15 protein-coding genes are annotated in these 16,431 nt (G+C 49.8%); 5 read left to right on the forward strand and 10 right to left on the reverse strand.

Translation table 11 applies throughout. From position 1 onward, the window contains the following. Nucleotides 1-21 precede the first annotated feature (21 nt). The 4 genes from ACO0LN_RS29245 to ACO0LN_RS29260 all read right to left on the reverse strand — a co-directional run bounded on the left by ACO0LN_RS29245 (nucleotide 22) and on the right by ACO0LN_RS29260 (nucleotide 3,908). Nucleotides 22-204, reverse strand: a complete 183-nt coding sequence (locus ACO0LN_RS29245) for a CsbD family protein (protein WP_422980099.1) — start codon at nucleotides 202-204, stop codon at nucleotides 22-24. Between the two features lie 449 nt (nucleotides 205-653). Next, complete coding sequence (locus ACO0LN_RS29250) at nucleotides 654-968, reverse strand: BON domain-containing protein (protein ID WP_422980101.1); 315 nt, start codon at nucleotides 966-968, stop codon at nucleotides 654-656. Nucleotides 969-1,259: 291 nt separating this feature from the next. Beyond that, nucleotides 1,260-2,483, reverse strand: coding sequence for a hypothetical protein (locus tag ACO0LN_RS29255; RefSeq protein ID WP_422980103.1), 1,224 nt, complete (start codon nucleotides 2,481-2,483; stop codon nucleotides 1,260-1,262). 15 nt (nucleotides 2,484-2,498) lie between these two features. Beyond that, nucleotides 2,499-3,908, reverse strand: coding sequence for an MBOAT family O-acyltransferase (locus tag ACO0LN_RS29260; RefSeq protein ID WP_422980105.1), 1,410 nt, complete (start codon nucleotides 3,906-3,908; stop codon nucleotides 2,499-2,501). Nucleotides 3,909-4,220: 312 nt separating this feature from the next. Here ACO0LN_RS29260 and ACO0LN_RS29265 point away from each other — a divergent pair, with 312 nt between their 5' ends. Continuing rightward, the gene (locus ACO0LN_RS29265; RefSeq protein WP_422980107.1) at nucleotides 4,221-4,850 is read left to right on the forward strand and encodes a DUF4166 domain-containing protein; all 630 of its coding nucleotides are present in this window, start codon (nucleotides 4,221-4,223) and stop codon (nucleotides 4,848-4,850) included. On the opposite strand, the gene ubiG is transcribed toward ACO0LN_RS29265, so the two are convergent. Beyond that, complete coding sequence (ubiG, locus tag ACO0LN_RS29270) at nucleotides 4,777-5,526, reverse strand: bifunctional 2-polyprenyl-6-hydroxyphenol methylase/3-demethylubiquinol 3-O-methyltransferase UbiG (RefSeq protein ID WP_422980109.1); 750 nt, start codon at nucleotides 5,524-5,526, stop codon at nucleotides 4,777-4,779. The two genes, ACO0LN_RS29265 and ubiG, sit on opposite strands and share 74 nt — an antisense overlap. Before the next feature lie 38 nt (nucleotides 5,527-5,564). Beyond that, nucleotides 5,565-5,942, reverse strand: a complete 378-nt coding sequence (locus tag ACO0LN_RS29275; protein ID WP_422980111.1) for a thiol-disulfide oxidoreductase DCC family protein — start codon at nucleotides 5,940-5,942, stop codon at nucleotides 5,565-5,567. A gap of 104 nt (nucleotides 5,943-6,046) precedes the next feature. Here ACO0LN_RS29275 and ACO0LN_RS29280 point away from each other — a divergent pair, with 104 nt between their 5' ends. Further along, nucleotides 6,047-6,397 carry a metalloregulator ArsR/SmtB family transcription factor gene (locus ACO0LN_RS29280; RefSeq protein WP_422980113.1) on the forward strand — a complete coding sequence of 117 codons (351 nt, stop codon included), beginning with the start codon at nucleotides 6,047-6,049 and terminating at the stop codon, nucleotides 6,395-6,397. Here the strand turns inward: ACO0LN_RS29280 and ACO0LN_RS29285 are convergent. Together ACO0LN_RS29285 and ACO0LN_RS29290 are read right to left on the reverse strand one after the other, a co-directional pair. Beyond that, complete coding sequence (locus ACO0LN_RS29285; RefSeq protein WP_422980115.1) at nucleotides 6,394-7,059, reverse strand: hypothetical protein; 666 nt, start codon at nucleotides 7,057-7,059, stop codon at nucleotides 6,394-6,396. The two genes, ACO0LN_RS29280 and ACO0LN_RS29285, sit on opposite strands and share 4 nt — an antisense overlap. A 211-nt stretch (nucleotides 7,060-7,270) precedes the next feature. Continuing rightward, a complete protein-coding gene (locus ACO0LN_RS29290; RefSeq protein ID WP_422980117.1) occupies nucleotides 7,271-7,507 on the reverse strand; it encodes a DUF2798 domain-containing protein in 237 nt (78 codons plus the stop codon). A 236-nt stretch (nucleotides 7,508-7,743) separates the two neighbouring features. Here ACO0LN_RS29290 and ACO0LN_RS29295 point away from each other — a divergent pair, with 236 nt between their 5' ends. Beyond that, a complete protein-coding gene (locus ACO0LN_RS29295) occupies nucleotides 7,744-9,024 on the forward strand; it encodes an NAD(P)/FAD-dependent oxidoreductase (RefSeq protein ID WP_422980118.1) in 1,281 nt (426 codons plus the stop codon). A 55-nt stretch (nucleotides 9,025-9,079) separates the two neighbouring features. After that, nucleotides 9,080-10,048 carry a transcriptional regulator FtrA gene (gene ftrA / locus ACO0LN_RS29300; protein WP_422980120.1) on the forward strand — a complete coding sequence of 323 codons (969 nt, stop codon included), beginning with the start codon at nucleotides 9,080-9,082 and terminating at the stop codon, nucleotides 10,046-10,048. A gap of 76 nt (nucleotides 10,049-10,124) precedes the next feature. On the opposite strand, the gene ACO0LN_RS29305 is transcribed toward ftrA, so the two are convergent. Then, the gene (locus ACO0LN_RS29305; protein WP_422980122.1) at nucleotides 10,125-11,759 is read right to left on the reverse strand and encodes an alpha-amylase family glycosyl hydrolase; all 1,635 of its coding nucleotides are present in this window, start codon (nucleotides 11,757-11,759) and stop codon (nucleotides 10,125-10,127) included. Between the two features lie 69 nt (nucleotides 11,760-11,828). Next, nucleotides 11,829-12,866: a glucokinase gene (locus ACO0LN_RS29310; RefSeq protein ID WP_422980124.1), complete on the reverse strand. Its 1,038-nt coding sequence runs from the start codon at nucleotides 12,864-12,866 to the stop codon at nucleotides 11,829-11,831. A 273-nt stretch (nucleotides 12,867-13,139) separates the two neighbouring features. Here ACO0LN_RS29310 and ACO0LN_RS29315 point away from each other — a divergent pair, with 273 nt between their 5' ends. Then, nucleotides 13,140-15,944 carry an alpha-1,6-glucosidase domain-containing protein gene (locus tag ACO0LN_RS29315; protein WP_422980126.1) on the forward strand — a complete coding sequence of 935 codons (2,805 nt, stop codon included), beginning with the start codon at nucleotides 13,140-13,142 and terminating at the stop codon, nucleotides 15,942-15,944. Nucleotides 15,945-16,431: the final 487 nt, after the last annotated feature.

A 16,431-nucleotide genomic window follows, 5' to 3' on the forward strand; every position in this document is an offset into this window, starting at 1 on the left:
AGCCCGGGAAACGACAGTAGCTTAGTGCTTCTGTTCGTCTTTCAGTGATTCCTTGATGTTACCAATTGCTTTTTGCATGCTGCCTTCTACTTGCTTGGCAACACCTTTGACTTGCTGTTCTTTGCTACCGACCAGCTTGCCTGCTTCTTGTTGGACTTTACCTGCCACTTTTTTTGCTGCGCCTTTGACTTGATCCGAATTCATCATGAAGCTCCTGTAATAAAATGGGGGGACTACAAAAAATTACTTGTATCAGGCTAAGTTTCAATATTCATCAAATTAGCCTTGGCTATTACCTCAATACCACCTGATCACTGCCTGACTACCACCTGATAAAAGTAAATTGAGTTTATGTTGAGAAAAACACTGTGTCAGTGCGTTAGGCAACACATATAAAAAAACTCCACAATCAGTCCAGTTATTCACCAAGCTGTTTGCGGAGCAAGTGGCAATCACGTCTGGCTGTCACGTAATTGCCTGCAATCGAACAACAGCAAACTGCAGATTGAATTGAAATTTTCTGCGACCTGCTGGTTCTGTGCTCCTGTAGCGCTCACTTGTAACGGCTACCAATGATCACCAATGGTCATCATCAAGAACGGGCTTTGAGCAAAGCTGCGCAGAGCCCGTGACCTGATGACCAGATGGCCTATTTATTTAACGCGTATATCGTTTTTGACCGATTTAACGCCTTTAACTTCACTCGTCACATTGACGGCCTTGCTTGATGAAGCTGGATCAGCAACGAAGCCACTCAACTGGACTATGCCTTTATAAGTCTCAACATTGATTTCACTTGCTTTCAATGTTGGCTCATTGAGGATGGCAGCTTTCACTTTAGTCGTGATGAGCGTGTCATCTATGTATTCGCCAGTGCTTTCCTGTTTTGCAGTTGAAGCACAACCGACCATCAAAACCATCATGCTTGCCAGAAAAATGCCAGTGATTTTTTTTACGAAGTTATTCATTTTTATACTCCTTGATTAGGATTTCACTTGTTTATATGCCAGACGGAAAAGTTGCTTTAGATGCCTGCACTTACTATATCAACTGTCTGTGAGCTTCAGTCTTACCCGTCAGTCTCTGAGAGAGTGATTTTTATCGTTCAGGCATGGGATGTATCGTAGCAGCGGCTATAGCTGCCAGATATAGGACGCTGGACCGCGAGTTTGTAGGACTCAAGGAAATGCAGGCAGGCAAGAGTTTTCGACCCTACCTTGTATTGCCTTGCATTGTGGCCCGGCCAAAGCTGAGAATTTTTATCTTTTTGCGTTCAAAAGCTGAGCCGGTGCTCTCTCGAAATAAGAGATGGCAGCATCATGAAATACATAGAGCACCTGATCAGGTGCAAAGTCTTCAAAAACAAGTTTTTTCAAACTGGCCCGCTCGGCCTCTGTCAGCAAATTGATATTATTCATGGACAGATGCCAGACCTCGGCATAGTATTCGGCAAAAAAACCAGCGACGCCATGCCCAAAGGAATCCGAGATCAGTAATAGTCTGTGCCCCTGTTGCTTATCATGCCGGTAACGGCTGACATCGCCTAAGGAAGCAGCCACACCCTTCCATTCTGGGAAGCAGGCAACTCCCGCACAAGCAGTAATGCCTGCCAGGGCGTAATCAGGCTCACGGGTTGGCACGTTGAGTGTGACGCCAGGCAAGAATTGCTGGATGTCTGAAGGCCGGTCGTGCAACTGACCAGATAAGGTAATCAACCTCGGATGTTTAAAATATTTTTCAGACAGCCATTGCGCCAGCGCTTGCGGGCCCATGCCTGTCCAGTGAAAAGTATTTTTTGGATACACTTCGGTTTTGGCCTTGAGCGCCAGCATCTCGGACAAGGGATAGATCACTCTGCCTGCCAGGCCTGGTTTTTGATCAAGGCTGGCAATCACGCCTGGCAAGGTGGGGGTATATAGCTTGCACTGGCTTTGCAACCAGTCTGGCATTTTTTCTGCATAGACGATGGGTTTGGTAGGCACCATGAGCAAGTAACTATCGGCCTTGGTCTGCAAGGCAGTTTGCATGAAGCCCGACGCAGTTTCTACCATGCCGGCACGGTCTTGCGCAGTCACATTTTTACCGCACAGGAAGTGCACCATGCCCAAAGGGGTATTGGCAGCATGTGAGTTAAAGAAGATATATCCATCTTTGCCTGCAGTCAGTTGCACGGCATTGATATCCCCGAGCAGGTGATAACGCAGACTGTTATTCCATGCCACCAGTTGACTCCTGAGACCAAAGTGATCGTTCAGATAGGCATCGGCTACGGATGGGAATTTCAACACATCTGCCATGTTCGCAGGCAATACCGGTGCGCTTGCCAGGACGCGGTTTTCCGTGTTGCTACCATGCCATTTGCCACTCAGGTGAATGAGGGCTGGCAGTATCAACAAGCCAAAGAAAGCAAAGATAAAGATTACCCTGCTATAAAATCGCTTTTTATAGGTAGTGGATGATGTGGCTGGACTGGATGTTTTCATCTTTAGCTTCCAGTCTCAAAAACGGAAATAAATAAAAGGATTGTAAGCTCCGGTCGCCAAACTGACTGCCGACAAGACAAATAGCATCAGGCTAAGAACAGGTGCGATCATCCTTACAGTTACCAGCAGTTTATTCAGTGCCTGTGCGATGGGAAGAGACACCAGGAAACCGGCGCAAAGAGCTGTGATGACCGTGCCATTCATAAAACTCATGACAGGCGCGATCGCATTGTCTGCAGGCATGCCGCCTGCCATGGCCTGCAGGTAATGCAGGGCCTGGGCAAAACTGTCGCAACGGAAAAACACCCAGCCCACCATCACCACCAGCATCGTATACACATGCCTGCATGCCCTGGGCAAGGCTGCCAGCACTTTTTGCAGACCGCTACGTTCCAATACCAGAAAAGCGCCGTGATACAGGCCCCAGGCCACAAAGGTCCAGCTAGCGCCATGCCAGAGCCCGCACAGGAAAAACACGATAAACAGATTGCGGTAGGTGGCAAGACTGGAGCCACGGTTTCCACCGAGAGGTATATACAGATAGTCACGGAACCAGCGCGACAAACTCAGGTGCCAGCGTTGCCAGAATTCAGTGATAGATTGCGCGACATAGGGATAATTGAAATTGCGCGGAAACGTAAAGCCAGTCACCAGGCCCAGGCCTATCGCCATATTCGAATACCCAAAGAAATCAAAATAGATTTGCAGGGTATAGCAGGTGATGCCCAGCCAGGCGCTGGCCAGCCCCAAAGCCTCTGGTGCCAGTGAAAATATCTGGTCAGCAGGCAAGGCCACACTATTGGCGATCAAGACTTTTTGTGCCAGACCGAGGATAAAAATCTTGATACCCAGTTCCACCCTGCGCACAGTATGGTGACGCTGGTGTAATTGCCTGGCGATGGTAGAGAAACGAATGATGGGTCCTGCAATCAATTGCGGGAACATGGTGATATACATGGCAAGGGCAAACAAATTCTTTTCATGCGCAGTCTTTTTGCGATAAACATCCACCAGATAAGAAATCGCATGGAAGGAAAAGAAAGAAATACCCAGCGGCAGCGTAACTGCCTCTGCCTTGGGCATGGCGATGCCCACACCATTCAGCACAGCATACAGACTATCAAGCGCAAAATTGAAATATTTGAAGTAGGCCAGCAAGAGGAGATTAAAACCTATGCCTGCGATGAAGATGGATTTTCCTGTACCACCTTTTTCTTGTGCCCGGCCCATGCCCAGCCCACACAGGTAATTGAGCAGGATGGAAGTCAGTAATAAGGGCAGGTTCTTTGGTTCGCCCCAGGCATAAAATATCAGGCTGGCGAGCAGCAAGACAATATTGCGGATATGGCGAAACGGCAATGCGAAATACAAGACGAGAAAGATCGGTAAAAAATAAAATAAAAAACTAACCGTACTAAAAACCATGTTTTGTACTTTCTCTTGTGCTTACTTATTTGTACTTATTTGTTTGTGCTTGCTTGTACTTGCTTCTTTGTACTTGCTTCTTTGTACTCGATGATCAAAGCACCTGCCATTTCCATATATGGCCTGCGCATCAGCAAAATATGTGTCCGGTGCGGGATTTTAATGCCATGTGCTGTAAAAAAGAAGCACAAGCCTGTTTTTACCTTTGGTCAGACACTTTACTACGCCTCAATCAAGATAAATCGGAGTCATACCGGACAGTTTCAGCGATATTCTTTTCTGGCTTACTTTGCACGATTTACAATGATACGCATGACTACAGAAACCACGAGACAGAGTTACCCTCTTACCCCGGCTCAGGAGTGGTTTGGCGAGTCTTTCAGCAATTTGCATCCTCTCCTACAGCAAATCCATATTCATGGCGGTACGCTGCAAGGTGAGATAGATATCAAGCTGGGCAAGGGTCTGGCTGGCTTTCTGGGACGCAGGCTGGCAAAGAAGCTTGGCGTGCCGACCACACACGACCGCTCAGGCTACAAGGTCAGTATCAGTCATGCGCAAGGGAAATTGATTTGGGCCAGAGAATTCATTGCGAACGATGGAAAGGTAGAAAAACTGGTCACTGTGTTTGCACCGCATGGCCAGTATCCGCATGCTTATTGGCAAGAGAGCACAGGGCTGATGCATTTCCGCCTGACGGTAGATATTCTTGAAGGCGGCGGCTGGAGCTGGCGCGTTCTTGCGGCGCACCTGCACGGCATACCCTTGCCTGTGAAGCTGTTTCCGCAATCGCAAGCCTATAAATGCATAGAAGATGGGCGTTACCGTTTTTATGTAGGCTTTGTCATGCCTGGCCTGGGCTTGCTGCTCAGCTATTCTGGCTTGCTGGAACTTGCGCCTGTAACGGTTTCTGCATCGCCAGCAGATAGCCTACCCCCATGAAACCATGCAGGCGAAAGTGCTGGGTCAGCGGGTTATAGCCCAGGCCATGCTGGTCCTGCAAGACCAGGCTGCTAGAGTTTGCCACGGCAAGTAATTCTGCTGGTTTGATAAATCGCGCATATTGATGCGTACCTCGCGGCAGGATGCGCATGAGATATTCCATTCCCACAATCGCCAGCACATAACTCAGGGGATTGCGGTTGATCGTTGAGAAAAATACCCAGCCACCAGGTTTGACCATCTCTGCACAGGCCTGGATGACAGCAGCGGGAGATGGCACATGTTCCAGCATTTCCATGCAGGTAATGACATCGTAATGCCCAACATGTTGTCCGGCCCATGCCTCGGCACTGCTTTTGGCATAATTCACATCTACGTCCTGGCCTTGCGCATGCCACTGGGCGATTTGCAAGGGTTTATCAGCCAGGTCTATGCCTGTGACTTTGGCACCCTTGCGCGCCATGGATTCTGCCAAAATGCCGCCGCCACAACCCACATCCAATACCTGCTTGCCTGCAAGCAGGGCCAGGCTGTCTATCCATTCCAACCTATGTGGATTAATTCTGTGCAGGGGTTTGAATTCTGAATTCTCATCCCACCAGCGGCTTGCCAGGCTATTGAAACGTGCCAGTTCGGCTGGGTCGGCATTGCTTGCTATCGTATGAATTGTGCTCATGACATTCTCTATTGATTGATGATGGTCGAGTCAGGGTCTTACCAGTGACCGCGCCTGCGGTTCCAGCGGTACAGGTGTCTGGCGATGAAGTTATACAGTGGCCGCGTCAAAAAACTCAGCCTTAGTGTCAGCCAGGCCAGCCAGCGACGGCCACTGGTTTGCGACCACAAGGCAGCCAATGCCTGCTCACCTGTAAGCAGCTCGCCATTGGCATTGCGCACATGCAGGCGCTCACGTACGGTTTCCAGCTCGCTGCTAATTTCCTTTACTGCATCAGGGTCAGTATGCACATCTACCCATTTGATCTTGCAAGTCTGCATGCGCCCGCGCTGATCGCGTATGCCAGCATCACATACTGGGCAGGCACTGTTGTAATAGACCGTCGTGCTGCCTGCAATGTCTTTGTCAGTTTCCATGATACCTGTCTGCCTTTCTTCAGTTCACGATTCAAGCATATCCCTTATTTAGCTAAATGTCTAATTATCTAATTAACTTCACCATCGCCAGCTAAAATGCTATGATGAGTAATCAACAGTCTTTGCGTATTATGGAAAAAGTATTTGAAGCCCTGGCATCAACGCCACGCCGGAAGATTCTGGCTTATTTATCGGAGACAGAATTGTCTGCCGGAGAAATTGCTGCGCGTTTCGACATGACCAAGCCATCCTTGTCCAAGCATTTGCGCATACTGGAATCAGCAGGACTGATTGCCAGCGACAAACGCGGACAATTTGTCTTTTACCGCCTTCAGGGAGACAATCTGGCAAATACGCTGGCTAATTTCATGCAGGCAGTATGCCCAGTATCCAAAGCCCTGAAAAAAGAAAGCAAGGCTTTGGCGACGAAAAAGTCTGTTGGAAAAACAGTTTAATCAATCAAGACTGGCAATTCACTATCTTGCTTTTGCAGCCTTGTCTGTGGAGAGGCAATAACCCTGCTTATCAAGGCAGGTTGGGCCAGGGGATTATTTTTATCGGTAAATAATTTCTTGATCAGATAGGCCATGCGGTTTTTCTGGAAGTCGTCGTAGCCGCTTAATATACGCTCAACTGTTGCAAGCTGGTGTTCCAGTTCTATGCTCACCATGGGTGAAATCCAGTCTGTACGCCATGTCATTATTGCGCCACTATCCAGCTCAAGATTGCCGAGCACCGGATTGTCGCCCGAAATTTCGCAGGCCAGCGCGTGACTGAAATCCTCGGCATAAAACTTTCTTAAAGTTCCCAGTCCAAAATCGATAAGGTATTGCTCATCGACTATGCAGACAGCATGACCTTCCTTTTGCTGATCATCCGCAAAACCCTTATAGCCTATGTAAAAAACACCGTTATTTTGCGTGATTTCGACATAGCATCCCTGGACTCTGGCTGCATAGCCTTTTTTTGACAGGATGCGCGCCAGCATGGCAGACATCGCAAAACAGCAACTACCATATTGCTTGAAAAAATCGAGAATTTCAAAATCATCTGCGACCTGCCTCAGTTCATGGGCAAGTTTGCGGTCTTTTACTACTTGTAGAAATGCGGTGTTCATTGTTACGAATGAAGACAATGAATGAAAATTCATGCACCTTCAAAAATATATATTTACAAAAAGCAATAATATAAAATTCGCAATGATTTGTACGTGATAAATCGTAATTACTTGTAAGCAGATGTTTCTACTTGGTCTCTATTTTCTGCCATTTCCCGCCATTTCCAGCTGACTCAGGCTAGCAGACTTGTGCAAGAAAACCAGACATGGTTTAGCGCGGAGCTTCAACCAGCATGCTGGTGATGCGCCTGACCAGAGGCAAGATCAGCAACAAAGCGGGGAAAGCAAACACCCACGACAATGCCCAGGAACCCATCCAGATTTGCAGGAAATGATCTACCAGGCCGACGCTGCGCAAGGTACTGATGAAAGAAACGATAAAGGTCATCAGTATGGATAACAGCAAGGGCATGACAAATCCTGCATAAGGTGCTGGCAATTTACGCATGTGATTAACCAGGAAAATAATATTGAGTTTTCATAAAATTCCCACGAGCCCGCTAGTCTGTTCACCGCACTGCTGACGCAGATTGTCAGCAATGTGCAAAGGATTTGAAAGAAAGTCAGCAACTCAGTGTAATTGCCCATAAAACAAAAGTAAACAAGGGACAGATAAGAGTTCATGCTTGCCTTGCCAATGCTATTGCGTGTAATTTGACGGCTTTTCAGTCGCTGCAAGCGCTTATGATCCCCCAAGATAATTTACAGCAAACTTTTTATCAGGTAAGTACTGCAGCTATTGGCTACCCATCTCTCCAAGAAAACCTTGATTGCGAAGTCTGCATCATAGGAGGTGGTTTTGCTGGCCTGGCAACGGCAATGGGCTTGATGGAGCGTGGTGTCAGCAATATCGTCTTGCTGGAAGCGGAAGTGATAGGCCACGGCGCCTCTGGCCGCAATGGTGGTTTTGTGTTTGGCGGTTTCAGTCTCGACAATGCAAGCCTGATCAAACAGGTTGGCCTTGAACCTGCGCGCAAGCTGTATCAATTGACGCTGGATGCAGTTGCGCTGATACGCCAACGCATCACGCAACATCAGATGGAATGCGACGTCAACGATAACGGTGTCTTGCTCGCCAACTGGTTTGATGATGCAAAAAAACTCCAGCAACAAAGAGATTTCATGCTGCGCGAATTTGAAGTCGATTGGACACCGTGGTCGCGGGAACAGACCCGTGCAGTGTTGCATACTGAGCGTTATTTTGGCGCCCTGCATGAGCAAAATGCATTTCATTTCCACCCGCTGAAATATGCCCAAGCCCTGGCCAGGGTTTTGAGCTCTGGGGCTGTGCGTATCCATGAGCATAGCCGCGTAAGCGCGATTGATGCCAGTAGTGCTGAAAAGATTGTGCGTACGGGAAACGGCTCCGTGAGAGCACAACATGTGGTCGTCTGCTGCGGCGGCTACATAGAAAAACTTTATCCACAATTGGGGCACTCGGTACTGCCTATCGCCACCTATGTCATGGCGACTGAAAAACTGGGCGACAAACTGGCAAGCGCGATGCAAACCGGCGCTGCGGTTTATGATACCCGCTTTGCTTTTGATTATTACCGGCCACTGGCAGACAGCCGCCTGCTCTGGGGCGGGCGCATTTCCATACGCGACAGGCAGCCCGCCGAAGTCGCTGATTTACTGTATGGGGATATGCTCAAGGTGTATCCGCAACTGGCTGGAACAAAGGTCGAATATGCGTGGAGCGGCCTGATGAGCTATGCCCAGCACAAGATGCCACAAATTGGCTGCCTGCCTGACGGTATCTGGTATGCCATGGGCTTTGGCGGCCATGGCATAGCACCAACCACGCTGGCTGGCGAAGCCGTGGCGCAAGCTATCGCTCACAAGCAGACTTTACCTCATGGACTTGATCACTACGGCTTGCCACCTGCCTTTGGCAGTATGGGCTTGATGGCCGTACAATGCGCCTATTGGTACTATGAATTGCGCGACTGGCTACGCGGATAAACAGTTTAGCAGTGCAGAATATGTCGCAATTCAAAAGATACGGTAAGATCATGCCATGAAGCCACATCTTGTTGTCGCCCTTGCCTATGATCAATTGTGTACCTTTGAATTTGGCTGCACGGTTGAACTGTTTGCCCTGAACCGCCCGGAACTGGGTGTGGACTGGTATGACTTTGCTGTCTGCGCTGCCGAGCCTGGTAAGTTGCGGGCCGCCGGCGGTATTACGGTAGAAGTGCCGCATGGCCTGGACATGCTGGATCAGGCTGACACTATCATCATCCCTGGCTGGCGTGATGCTGATGAAACGCCACCGCCAGCTTTACTGGAAAAAATTCGCCTCGCACATGCGCGTGGTGCGCGTATCTGCACAATCTGCTCTGGCGTGTTCATCCTCGCTGCTGCTGGCATACTCGATGGCAAAACCGTCACTACTCACTGGCGTTATGCCGAAAAATTGCTGAGACGCTATCCAGAAATCAAGGTACAGGCAAACGCCTTGTATGTAGATCAGGGGCAGATCATGACTTCAGCAGGTTCTGCCGCCGGGCTGGATATGTTGCTGCATCTGGTGCGCAAGGATTATGGTGCGAAGGTAGCCAATATGGTCGCACAGCGCCTTGTGGTACCGCCACATCGCGAAGGTGGGCAGGCACAGTTTGTACCACGCCCCATGCCCGCAGATGAACATGCACGTCTGGCCAAGTTAATGGACTGGGTCAGATCCAACCCCGCCCTGCCGCATAATCTGGCCTCGATGGCCGAAAAAGCAGCCATGAGTACCCGCACCCTGCAACGCCATTTCAAGGACAGCACAGGCATGGCGCCAGGTGAATGGCTGATACGTGAACGCGTTGCCATCGCCAAGGAATTGCTGGAGTCACCAGCAAGCAGCCTGCCACAGATCGCCGAGCTGGCAGGCTTTGGCTCAGAAGAATCCCTGCGCCGCCATTTCCGCCGCATCGTTGCTAACAGTCCCGGCAATTATCGCAAGCAATTTTCTGTTGATGCTCAAACACCCGCCTAACAGTCGAAGGTTTGCGCTGCAAAAAAAAAGGGCTGCACGGTCAGCATGCAGCCCTGTCAAGCGCTCTGCAAAACACTTACTTCATTAGCTCACCAAACCATGCACCGTAGGCTGGTAATTCCACCAGACCATCGGTGACTTGCCCTGGCAAGTCAGCGTCCTTCAATTGCACTGCATTCTGAGTTGCTGACCAGTTGAAACTGACAGGCTGGCTTCCGAGGTTGAATGCCGCCAGCAGACTATTGTTGCCGGCCAGGTCACGGCGTATCGCCAATACAGGATCGGGGGCATCGAAGAAGCTGATTTCTCCCCGGCTGAGTTGCGGATACTTCTTGCGCCAGGCCAGGATATGGCGGGCGAAATTCAAGACAGACTGATCATCCTGATCTTGCGCAGAAACTGCATGTGCCGCATGTTCCGCCGGAACCGGCAACCATGGTTTGCCAGAACCGAAACCGGCATTTAACTGATCTGCCTGCCAGGGCATGGGCGTGCGGCAACCATCGCGGCCCTTGAATTCTGGCCAGAAAGTAATGCCATACGGGTCTTGTATATCTTCATAGGCGATGTCGGCTTCTGTCAGCGCCAGCTCATCCCCCTGATACAGGCAGGGTGTGCCTTTCAAGGCCATTTGCATGGCCAGCAGCATTTTAGCAAATTGCGGCGTTGCTCCTGCCCCACCCCAGCGTGTCATAACGCGTACAGAATCATGGTTACCCACAGACCAGGATACCCAACCACCTTTGACCCGCGCTTCGTATTCCTCCACTTGCTGGCGTATGTAGGCAGCAGAATACGTCGCCGTCAGCAAATTGAAGCTATAAGCCATCTGCAATTTATTGCCATCGGCGGTGTAATCTGCCATCACTGCCAGCGAATCATCTGCCCCTACTTCACCAATGGCGATCGCGCCATATTCATTCAACAAGCTGCGGATTTTTTCCAGGAAAGCCAGATTCTCTGGCTGCGTCTTGTCATGGATATGCGCCTGCATGCCATAAGGGTTATTGTCCTGCACGGTCTTGTTATCGCGCACCTGGCTGGGTGGATTATCCCGCAAAGACTGGTCATGGAAATGGAAATTGCAGGCATCAAGACGGAAACCATCCACACCACGCTGCAGCCAAAAACGCATATTGTCGAGATGCGCCTGTTGCACTTCAGGGTTGTGGAAATTCAGGTCAGGCTGGCTGACCAGAAAATTATGCATATAGTATTGACGGCGGCGTGCGTCCCACTGCCAGGCAGAACCGCCAAATACAGACAGCCAGTTATTCGGCGGTGAGCCGTCAGCCTTGGGATTGGCCCACACATACCAGTCGGCCTTGGAGTTGTCACGGCTCTTGCGGCTTTCCACAAACCAGGGGTGCACTTCCGAACAGTGCGACAAGACCTGGTCTATCATGATTTTCAAACCCAGTTCATGCGCGCGTTTGAGCAAAGCATCAAAATCAGCCAGCGTGCCAAAGATGGGATCGACATCGCAATAGTCTGCCACGTCGTAACCAAAGTCTTTCATCGGCGATGTGAAGAAAGGCGAAATCCAGACGATATCGACGCCCAGGCTGGCAATGTAATCAAGTTTAGAAGTAATACCAGGCAAATCACCTATGCCATCGCCATTGCTGTCTGAAAAACTGCGCGGATAGACCTGGTAAATCACGGCATCACGCCACCAGTCACTTGTTTGCTCTTTGTTAGAGTTATTCATGGATATGGAGTTTGATTATTAATCTGAAAAGCAAGACCTCTGTGTCTCTGCGATTAAGGGTCTCCGCATTCAAATATCAGCACTATCCGAAAAGGATAATCGCTCATTCAATATTGCAGAGACACCCAAAAATGCAGGATACTCTGCCGTGATCAGGTAAGTCGGTATTTGCGCCAGATAATCGGCAAAGCGCCCTTTCGCTTCAAAGCGCTGGCGAAAAGCTGACTGGGTAAAAAACTCACCCAGGCGCGGCACTATGCCGCCACCTATATATACACCACCAGTCGCTCCCAGTGTCATGGCCAGGTTACCTGCGATAGTGCCCAGCATGGCGCAAAAATAATCGACGGTGCGTGTGCAAATTGCACAACTGCCATCCAGTGCGCGACGAGTGATATCGGCTGCATTCATTGCTTCAGTATCGGCCTGTTTATCCATTTGCGCCAGGATGCGGTACATCAATTCCAGACCCATGCCCGAGATCAATCTTTCGGCGGAGGCATGCGGATATTCTTTCCAGACCTCGCGCAGAATTGCTATCTCCAACTCACTGCTGGGAGAAAAACTCACATGTCCACCTTCACTGGACAATGCGACCCAGTGCCCGCCAGAGGGAATGATGCCGGACACACCCAGGCCGGTACCGGGACCGATCAAACCTATGGCGCGATTGGGCTGGGCATGGCCACCACCTATCTGTACACGCTCATTAGCAGCCAGATGCGGCAAGGCCATTGCCAGAGCGGTGAAGTCATTGACGACTACCAGATTGTCAAACCCGGCAGCCTGCCGTAAAGATTCTATGGAAAAAGTCCAGTGATGATTGGTCATGCGCACCACATCACTATCGACAGGATTGGCAATGGCGATAGCCGCATTTTTTACCGGCGACTGGCATACGGCCAGCACTTCAGGACTGGATAAATAGGCGGCGATGGCAGATTGCAAGTCAGGATAGGCATTGCATGGCAATACAGCAATAGCATTAAATTCGTGACTATTTATTTCCAATGCGAAACGTGCATTGGTGCCACCTATGTCTGCCAGCAAGCGTGGGCCGGCATTGCATGATTTTTTTGGATTATTGCTCAACATCTCACCATTCATTTTTTTTGCGCCTGAGTGGATCTGAAATAAGAAAGCAGGCCACGATCAGATTTTATGTAGCAATACTACATATATCAACTGCACATGTCTAACAAATTTGCGATTATTGGGTTAGAATTTGAAAAAATATTGGCGTAAATCTGACTTTAGCTACAATAAAACCGGTAAAACTAGCCATGAACTCGATTTTATTTATGTAGTCACACTACTTTCATGTGATTCAAACATATCTACAATCAGAGTAAAGAAGCTTGTTTTACCCAGGAGACTGTTTTGTTTTTTGAACAAGCCATTGCTCATGCAAAGAGCCGCCTCATCTTTTTGCTGGCGTGCGTACTCGCGACTTGTGCCGCAACTTGTGGCAGCCATGCCGTCGCCAGCGATGCGCCAGACACAGACCTTGCTGCATGCAATGCAGGTCCAATTGAGAGCACATTATCGCCAGCCGCGATGCCAGCTACAGAAGCACGTGCCTATTGGCTTTCCAGCAAGTTAATACGCTGGCCTGGCTTGGCAGCGGACAACAAAGTCAGGCTATACATCTCCAGGACAGCTCAACTCAAACTCAGCAAGGGCACTAAACCAAGCGGCTTTGATGAAGTGATTGCACTGACCGGATCGGACGCGACACTCGACAGCGGTATTGCGAAACGCTTTGCCTATATCGGATCGGGCAAGGTATATGAACTTACACATATCGGTTTGCAAGAATTACGCTCATTGCAGCAATCACAAGTAATGGTCGTCGCAGAAGATAATGAAGGCCGGGTTATTGATTACACGGGCTTGCAAATTGCCGGTGCGCTCGATGATTTATACAAGACAGCAGGCAGCCTCAATGATTACGGCGCCAGCATTCGCAAGGCAGCAGCTACCAATAAAACGCAGACACAATTCCGGGTCTGGGCACCGACGGCGCAACGGGTTTCGATTTGTCTATACCCAGATGGCAAAGCCAAATCTACAAGCATACTGCCCATGCAATCCGATACCGATACAGGCAACTGGCAGGCCAGTGCCGGGGTGGATTTATCCGGCAAGTATTACACCTACCTGATCGATGTTTACGTACCAGGCAGGGGCCAGGTACGTAATCGCGTTACCGACCCCTACTCCATCAGCCTGACGACAGATTCAAAGCGCAGTTATATCGCTGACCTGTCTTCCAGCAAATTAAAACCCCTGGGCTGGGACGAGCAAACGCCAAACACCAAAGTAAAAAATCAGACCGACATGCAAGTCTATGAATTGCATGTACGGGATTTTTCCATCAATGACACAACGGTGAGACCTGCCTGGCGCGGCAAGTACCTGGCCTTTAGCGAAACAAACTCCAACGGCATGCGCCATTTGCAAGCCCTGAGCGCAGCGGGTATGACAGACATCCATTTACTGCCTGTCTTTGACTTTGCCACCGTACCTGAAGCAGACTGCCAGACACCCATGATCAGAGGCCGGGCCGATGGCGAAGAACAACAAAAAATTGCTACACAATATGCCGACAAAGATTGTTATAACTGGGGTTATGAGCCATATCACTATAATGCGCCCGAGGGTAGCTATGCCACCGATGCCAGCGATGGAGCCAGGCGCATCATGGAATTCAGGAAAATGGTCATGGCCTTGCACAAGGCAGGTTTGCGCGTAGGCATGGACGTGGTTTACAACCATACTGCAGGGGCCGGACAAACTGCCTACTCAGTATTGGACCGCATTGTCCCCGGCTACTATCAGCGCCTGAACCAGCTCGGACAAATGGAACGCTCCACCTGCTGCGACAATACCGCCACAGAAAATGCCATGATGGCCAAGCTGATGAGCGATTCTGTACTCTTGTGGGCACAGCATTACAAAATTGACTCCTTCCGTTTTGATCTGATGGGACACCAACCCAGACAGGCAATGGAAGACATGCAAGCCAGGTTGTTACGAGAAACTGGACGCCAGATTCAGTTCCTCGGGGAAGGTTGGAATTTTGGTGAAATTGCGGACGGCAAGCGCTTTGTCCAGGCATCACAGCTATCATTGAATGGCAGTGGCATAGGCAGCTTCAGCGACCGCGCCCGCGATGCCATACGAGGTGGCGGCCATGGCGATGCAGGCGAAGGCATCGTCAAAAACCAGGGTTACATCAATGGCCTGTTTTATATGCCAAACGCCCTGGCCGACAAGGCCAGGCCACAGCAGGATCTTTTGCGCGCAGCCGACATGCTCAGGCTGGGCCTGGCAGGCTCAGTACGCAACTTCAGCATGCAGACCTTTGATGGCAAGACCAGGCAGTTAGAGGACATCGATTATGCTGGTCAGCCCGCAGGCTATGCCAGCCAGCCTGGCGAAGTCGTCAACTATGTAGAGAACCACGACAACCAGACCCTGTTCGACATCAATGCCTATCGCCTGCCGCTGGACACCAGCAGCGCAGACCGCGCCCGCATTCAGGCTGTGGCCCTGGCAACAACAGCTTTCAGCCAGGGTGTAGCTTATTACCATGCGGGCGTTGATATCCTGCGCTCCAAGTCCATGGACAGCAATAGTTTCAATTCAGGCGATTGGTTTAACCGGCTGGACTGGAGCTATGGCGACAATTATTTCGCGACAGGCTTGCCACCAGAAAAAGACAATGCCCAGTTTTACCCTTACATCAAGGCAGCACTGAAGCAGGCGAATATTAAACCGACCCGCGCAGATATTGCCTATAGTCGCGATCAATTCCGTGATTTATTGCAGATCAGGGCAAGTTCCAGCCTGTTCAGATTATCGACTGCGTCCGATATCGCACAGCGCCTGCGTTTCTATAATACCGGCCCCGCGCAAAATCCCTTGCTGATAGCAGCGAATCTGGATGGCAGGCAATTGGCAGGGGCGAACTTTGCTTCCATCATGTATTTCATCAATATCAGCTCACAGACGCAATCATTAACCATAGACGGACAAAGCCAGCGCAGCTATCAATTGCATCCTACACATTTGCTTACACAAGCAGCAGATAAACGTGTGGCAGCAGAAGCGAAGTATGAGAGTATCAGCGGGCGGTTTACGATTCCCGCCCTGAGTGCCGTGGTCTTTGTAGGACAATAGGAAGGCAAGTGGAAGACAGCAAGATCTTTTTTGGAGCACGGCTTCATGAGTGCAATCTTGGTTTTAGTGCGCAACAGGCATCATGCAGTGCAAAGTTCTTCCATACAGATGCCTTATTGATGCAAAAGCCGACCTTGTACATGGTTCAGATATTGCTTATTGCTTGACTGTTTTGAAGATGAAATACACAAGGAAATTGCGCTCGGCGGGGCACAAATCAAGCAGTACAAATTATTTGGGACAGGGATTCATATGCTTGCTAAAAAAAATATGAAAAGTTTTCAGCCAAGAAACGCAAATTTAACACCAACAGCGGTTATTATTACCGCCTTCATATTCTAAGATCGAGGAGACAGCCGGAATGGATTTTTCAAATCGCCAGCAAGAGCCGGGGAAGAAGTTTATAGGCTTAGGGCTGGTTATCGCATTTCACGTACTGGTGGTATATGCCCTGGTATCTGGATTGGCGCGCAAAGCGATGGAAGTG

This window comes from Undibacterium sp. TC9W (assembly GCF_049339865.1).
GTDB lineage: Bacteria > Pseudomonadota > Gammaproteobacteria > Burkholderiales > Burkholderiaceae_D > Undibacterium.

Coding starts and splice junctions, on each gene's coding strand:
- ACO0LN_RS29245 (WP_422980099.1), bottom strand. CDS start 204: ATGAATTCGGATCAAGTCAAAGGCGCAGCAAAAAAAGTGGCAGGTAAA.
- ACO0LN_RS29250 (WP_422980101.1), bottom strand. CDS start 968: ATGAATAACTTCGTAAAAAAAATCACTGGCATTTTTCTGGCAAGCATG.
- ACO0LN_RS29255 (WP_422980103.1), bottom strand. CDS start 2,483: ATGAAAACATCCAGTCCAGCCACATCATCCACTACCTATAAAAAGCGA.
- ACO0LN_RS29260 (WP_422980105.1), bottom strand. CDS start 3,908: ATGGTTTTTAGTACGGTTAGTTTTTTATTTTATTTTTTACCGATCTTT.
- ACO0LN_RS29265 (WP_422980107.1), top strand. CDS start 4,221: ATGACTACAGAAACCACGAGACAGAGTTACCCTCTTACCCCGGCTCAG.
- ubiG (WP_422980109.1), bottom strand. CDS start 5,526: ATGAGCACAATTCATACGATAGCAAGCAATGCCGACCCAGCCGAACTG.
- ACO0LN_RS29275 (WP_422980111.1), bottom strand. CDS start 5,942: ATGGAAACTGACAAAGACATTGCAGGCAGCACGACGGTCTATTACAAC.
- ACO0LN_RS29280 (WP_422980113.1), top strand. CDS start 6,047: ATGAGTAATCAACAGTCTTTGCGTATTATGGAAAAAGTATTTGAAGCC.
- ACO0LN_RS29285 (WP_422980115.1), bottom strand. CDS start 7,059: ATGAACACCGCATTTCTACAAGTAGTAAAAGACCGCAAACTTGCCCAT.
- ACO0LN_RS29290 (WP_422980117.1), bottom strand. CDS start 7,507: ATGCGTAAATTGCCAGCACCTTATGCAGGATTTGTCATGCCCTTGCTG.
- ACO0LN_RS29295 (WP_422980118.1), top strand. CDS start 7,744: ATGATCCCCCAAGATAATTTACAGCAAACTTTTTATCAGGTAAGTACT.
- ftrA (WP_422980120.1), top strand. CDS start 9,080: ATGAAGCCACATCTTGTTGTCGCCCTTGCCTATGATCAATTGTGTACC.
- ACO0LN_RS29305 (WP_422980122.1), bottom strand. CDS start 11,759: ATGAATAACTCTAACAAAGAGCAAACAAGTGACTGGTGGCGTGATGCC.
- ACO0LN_RS29310 (WP_422980124.1), bottom strand. CDS start 12,866: ATGAATGGTGAGATGTTGAGCAATAATCCAAAAAAATCATGCAATGCC.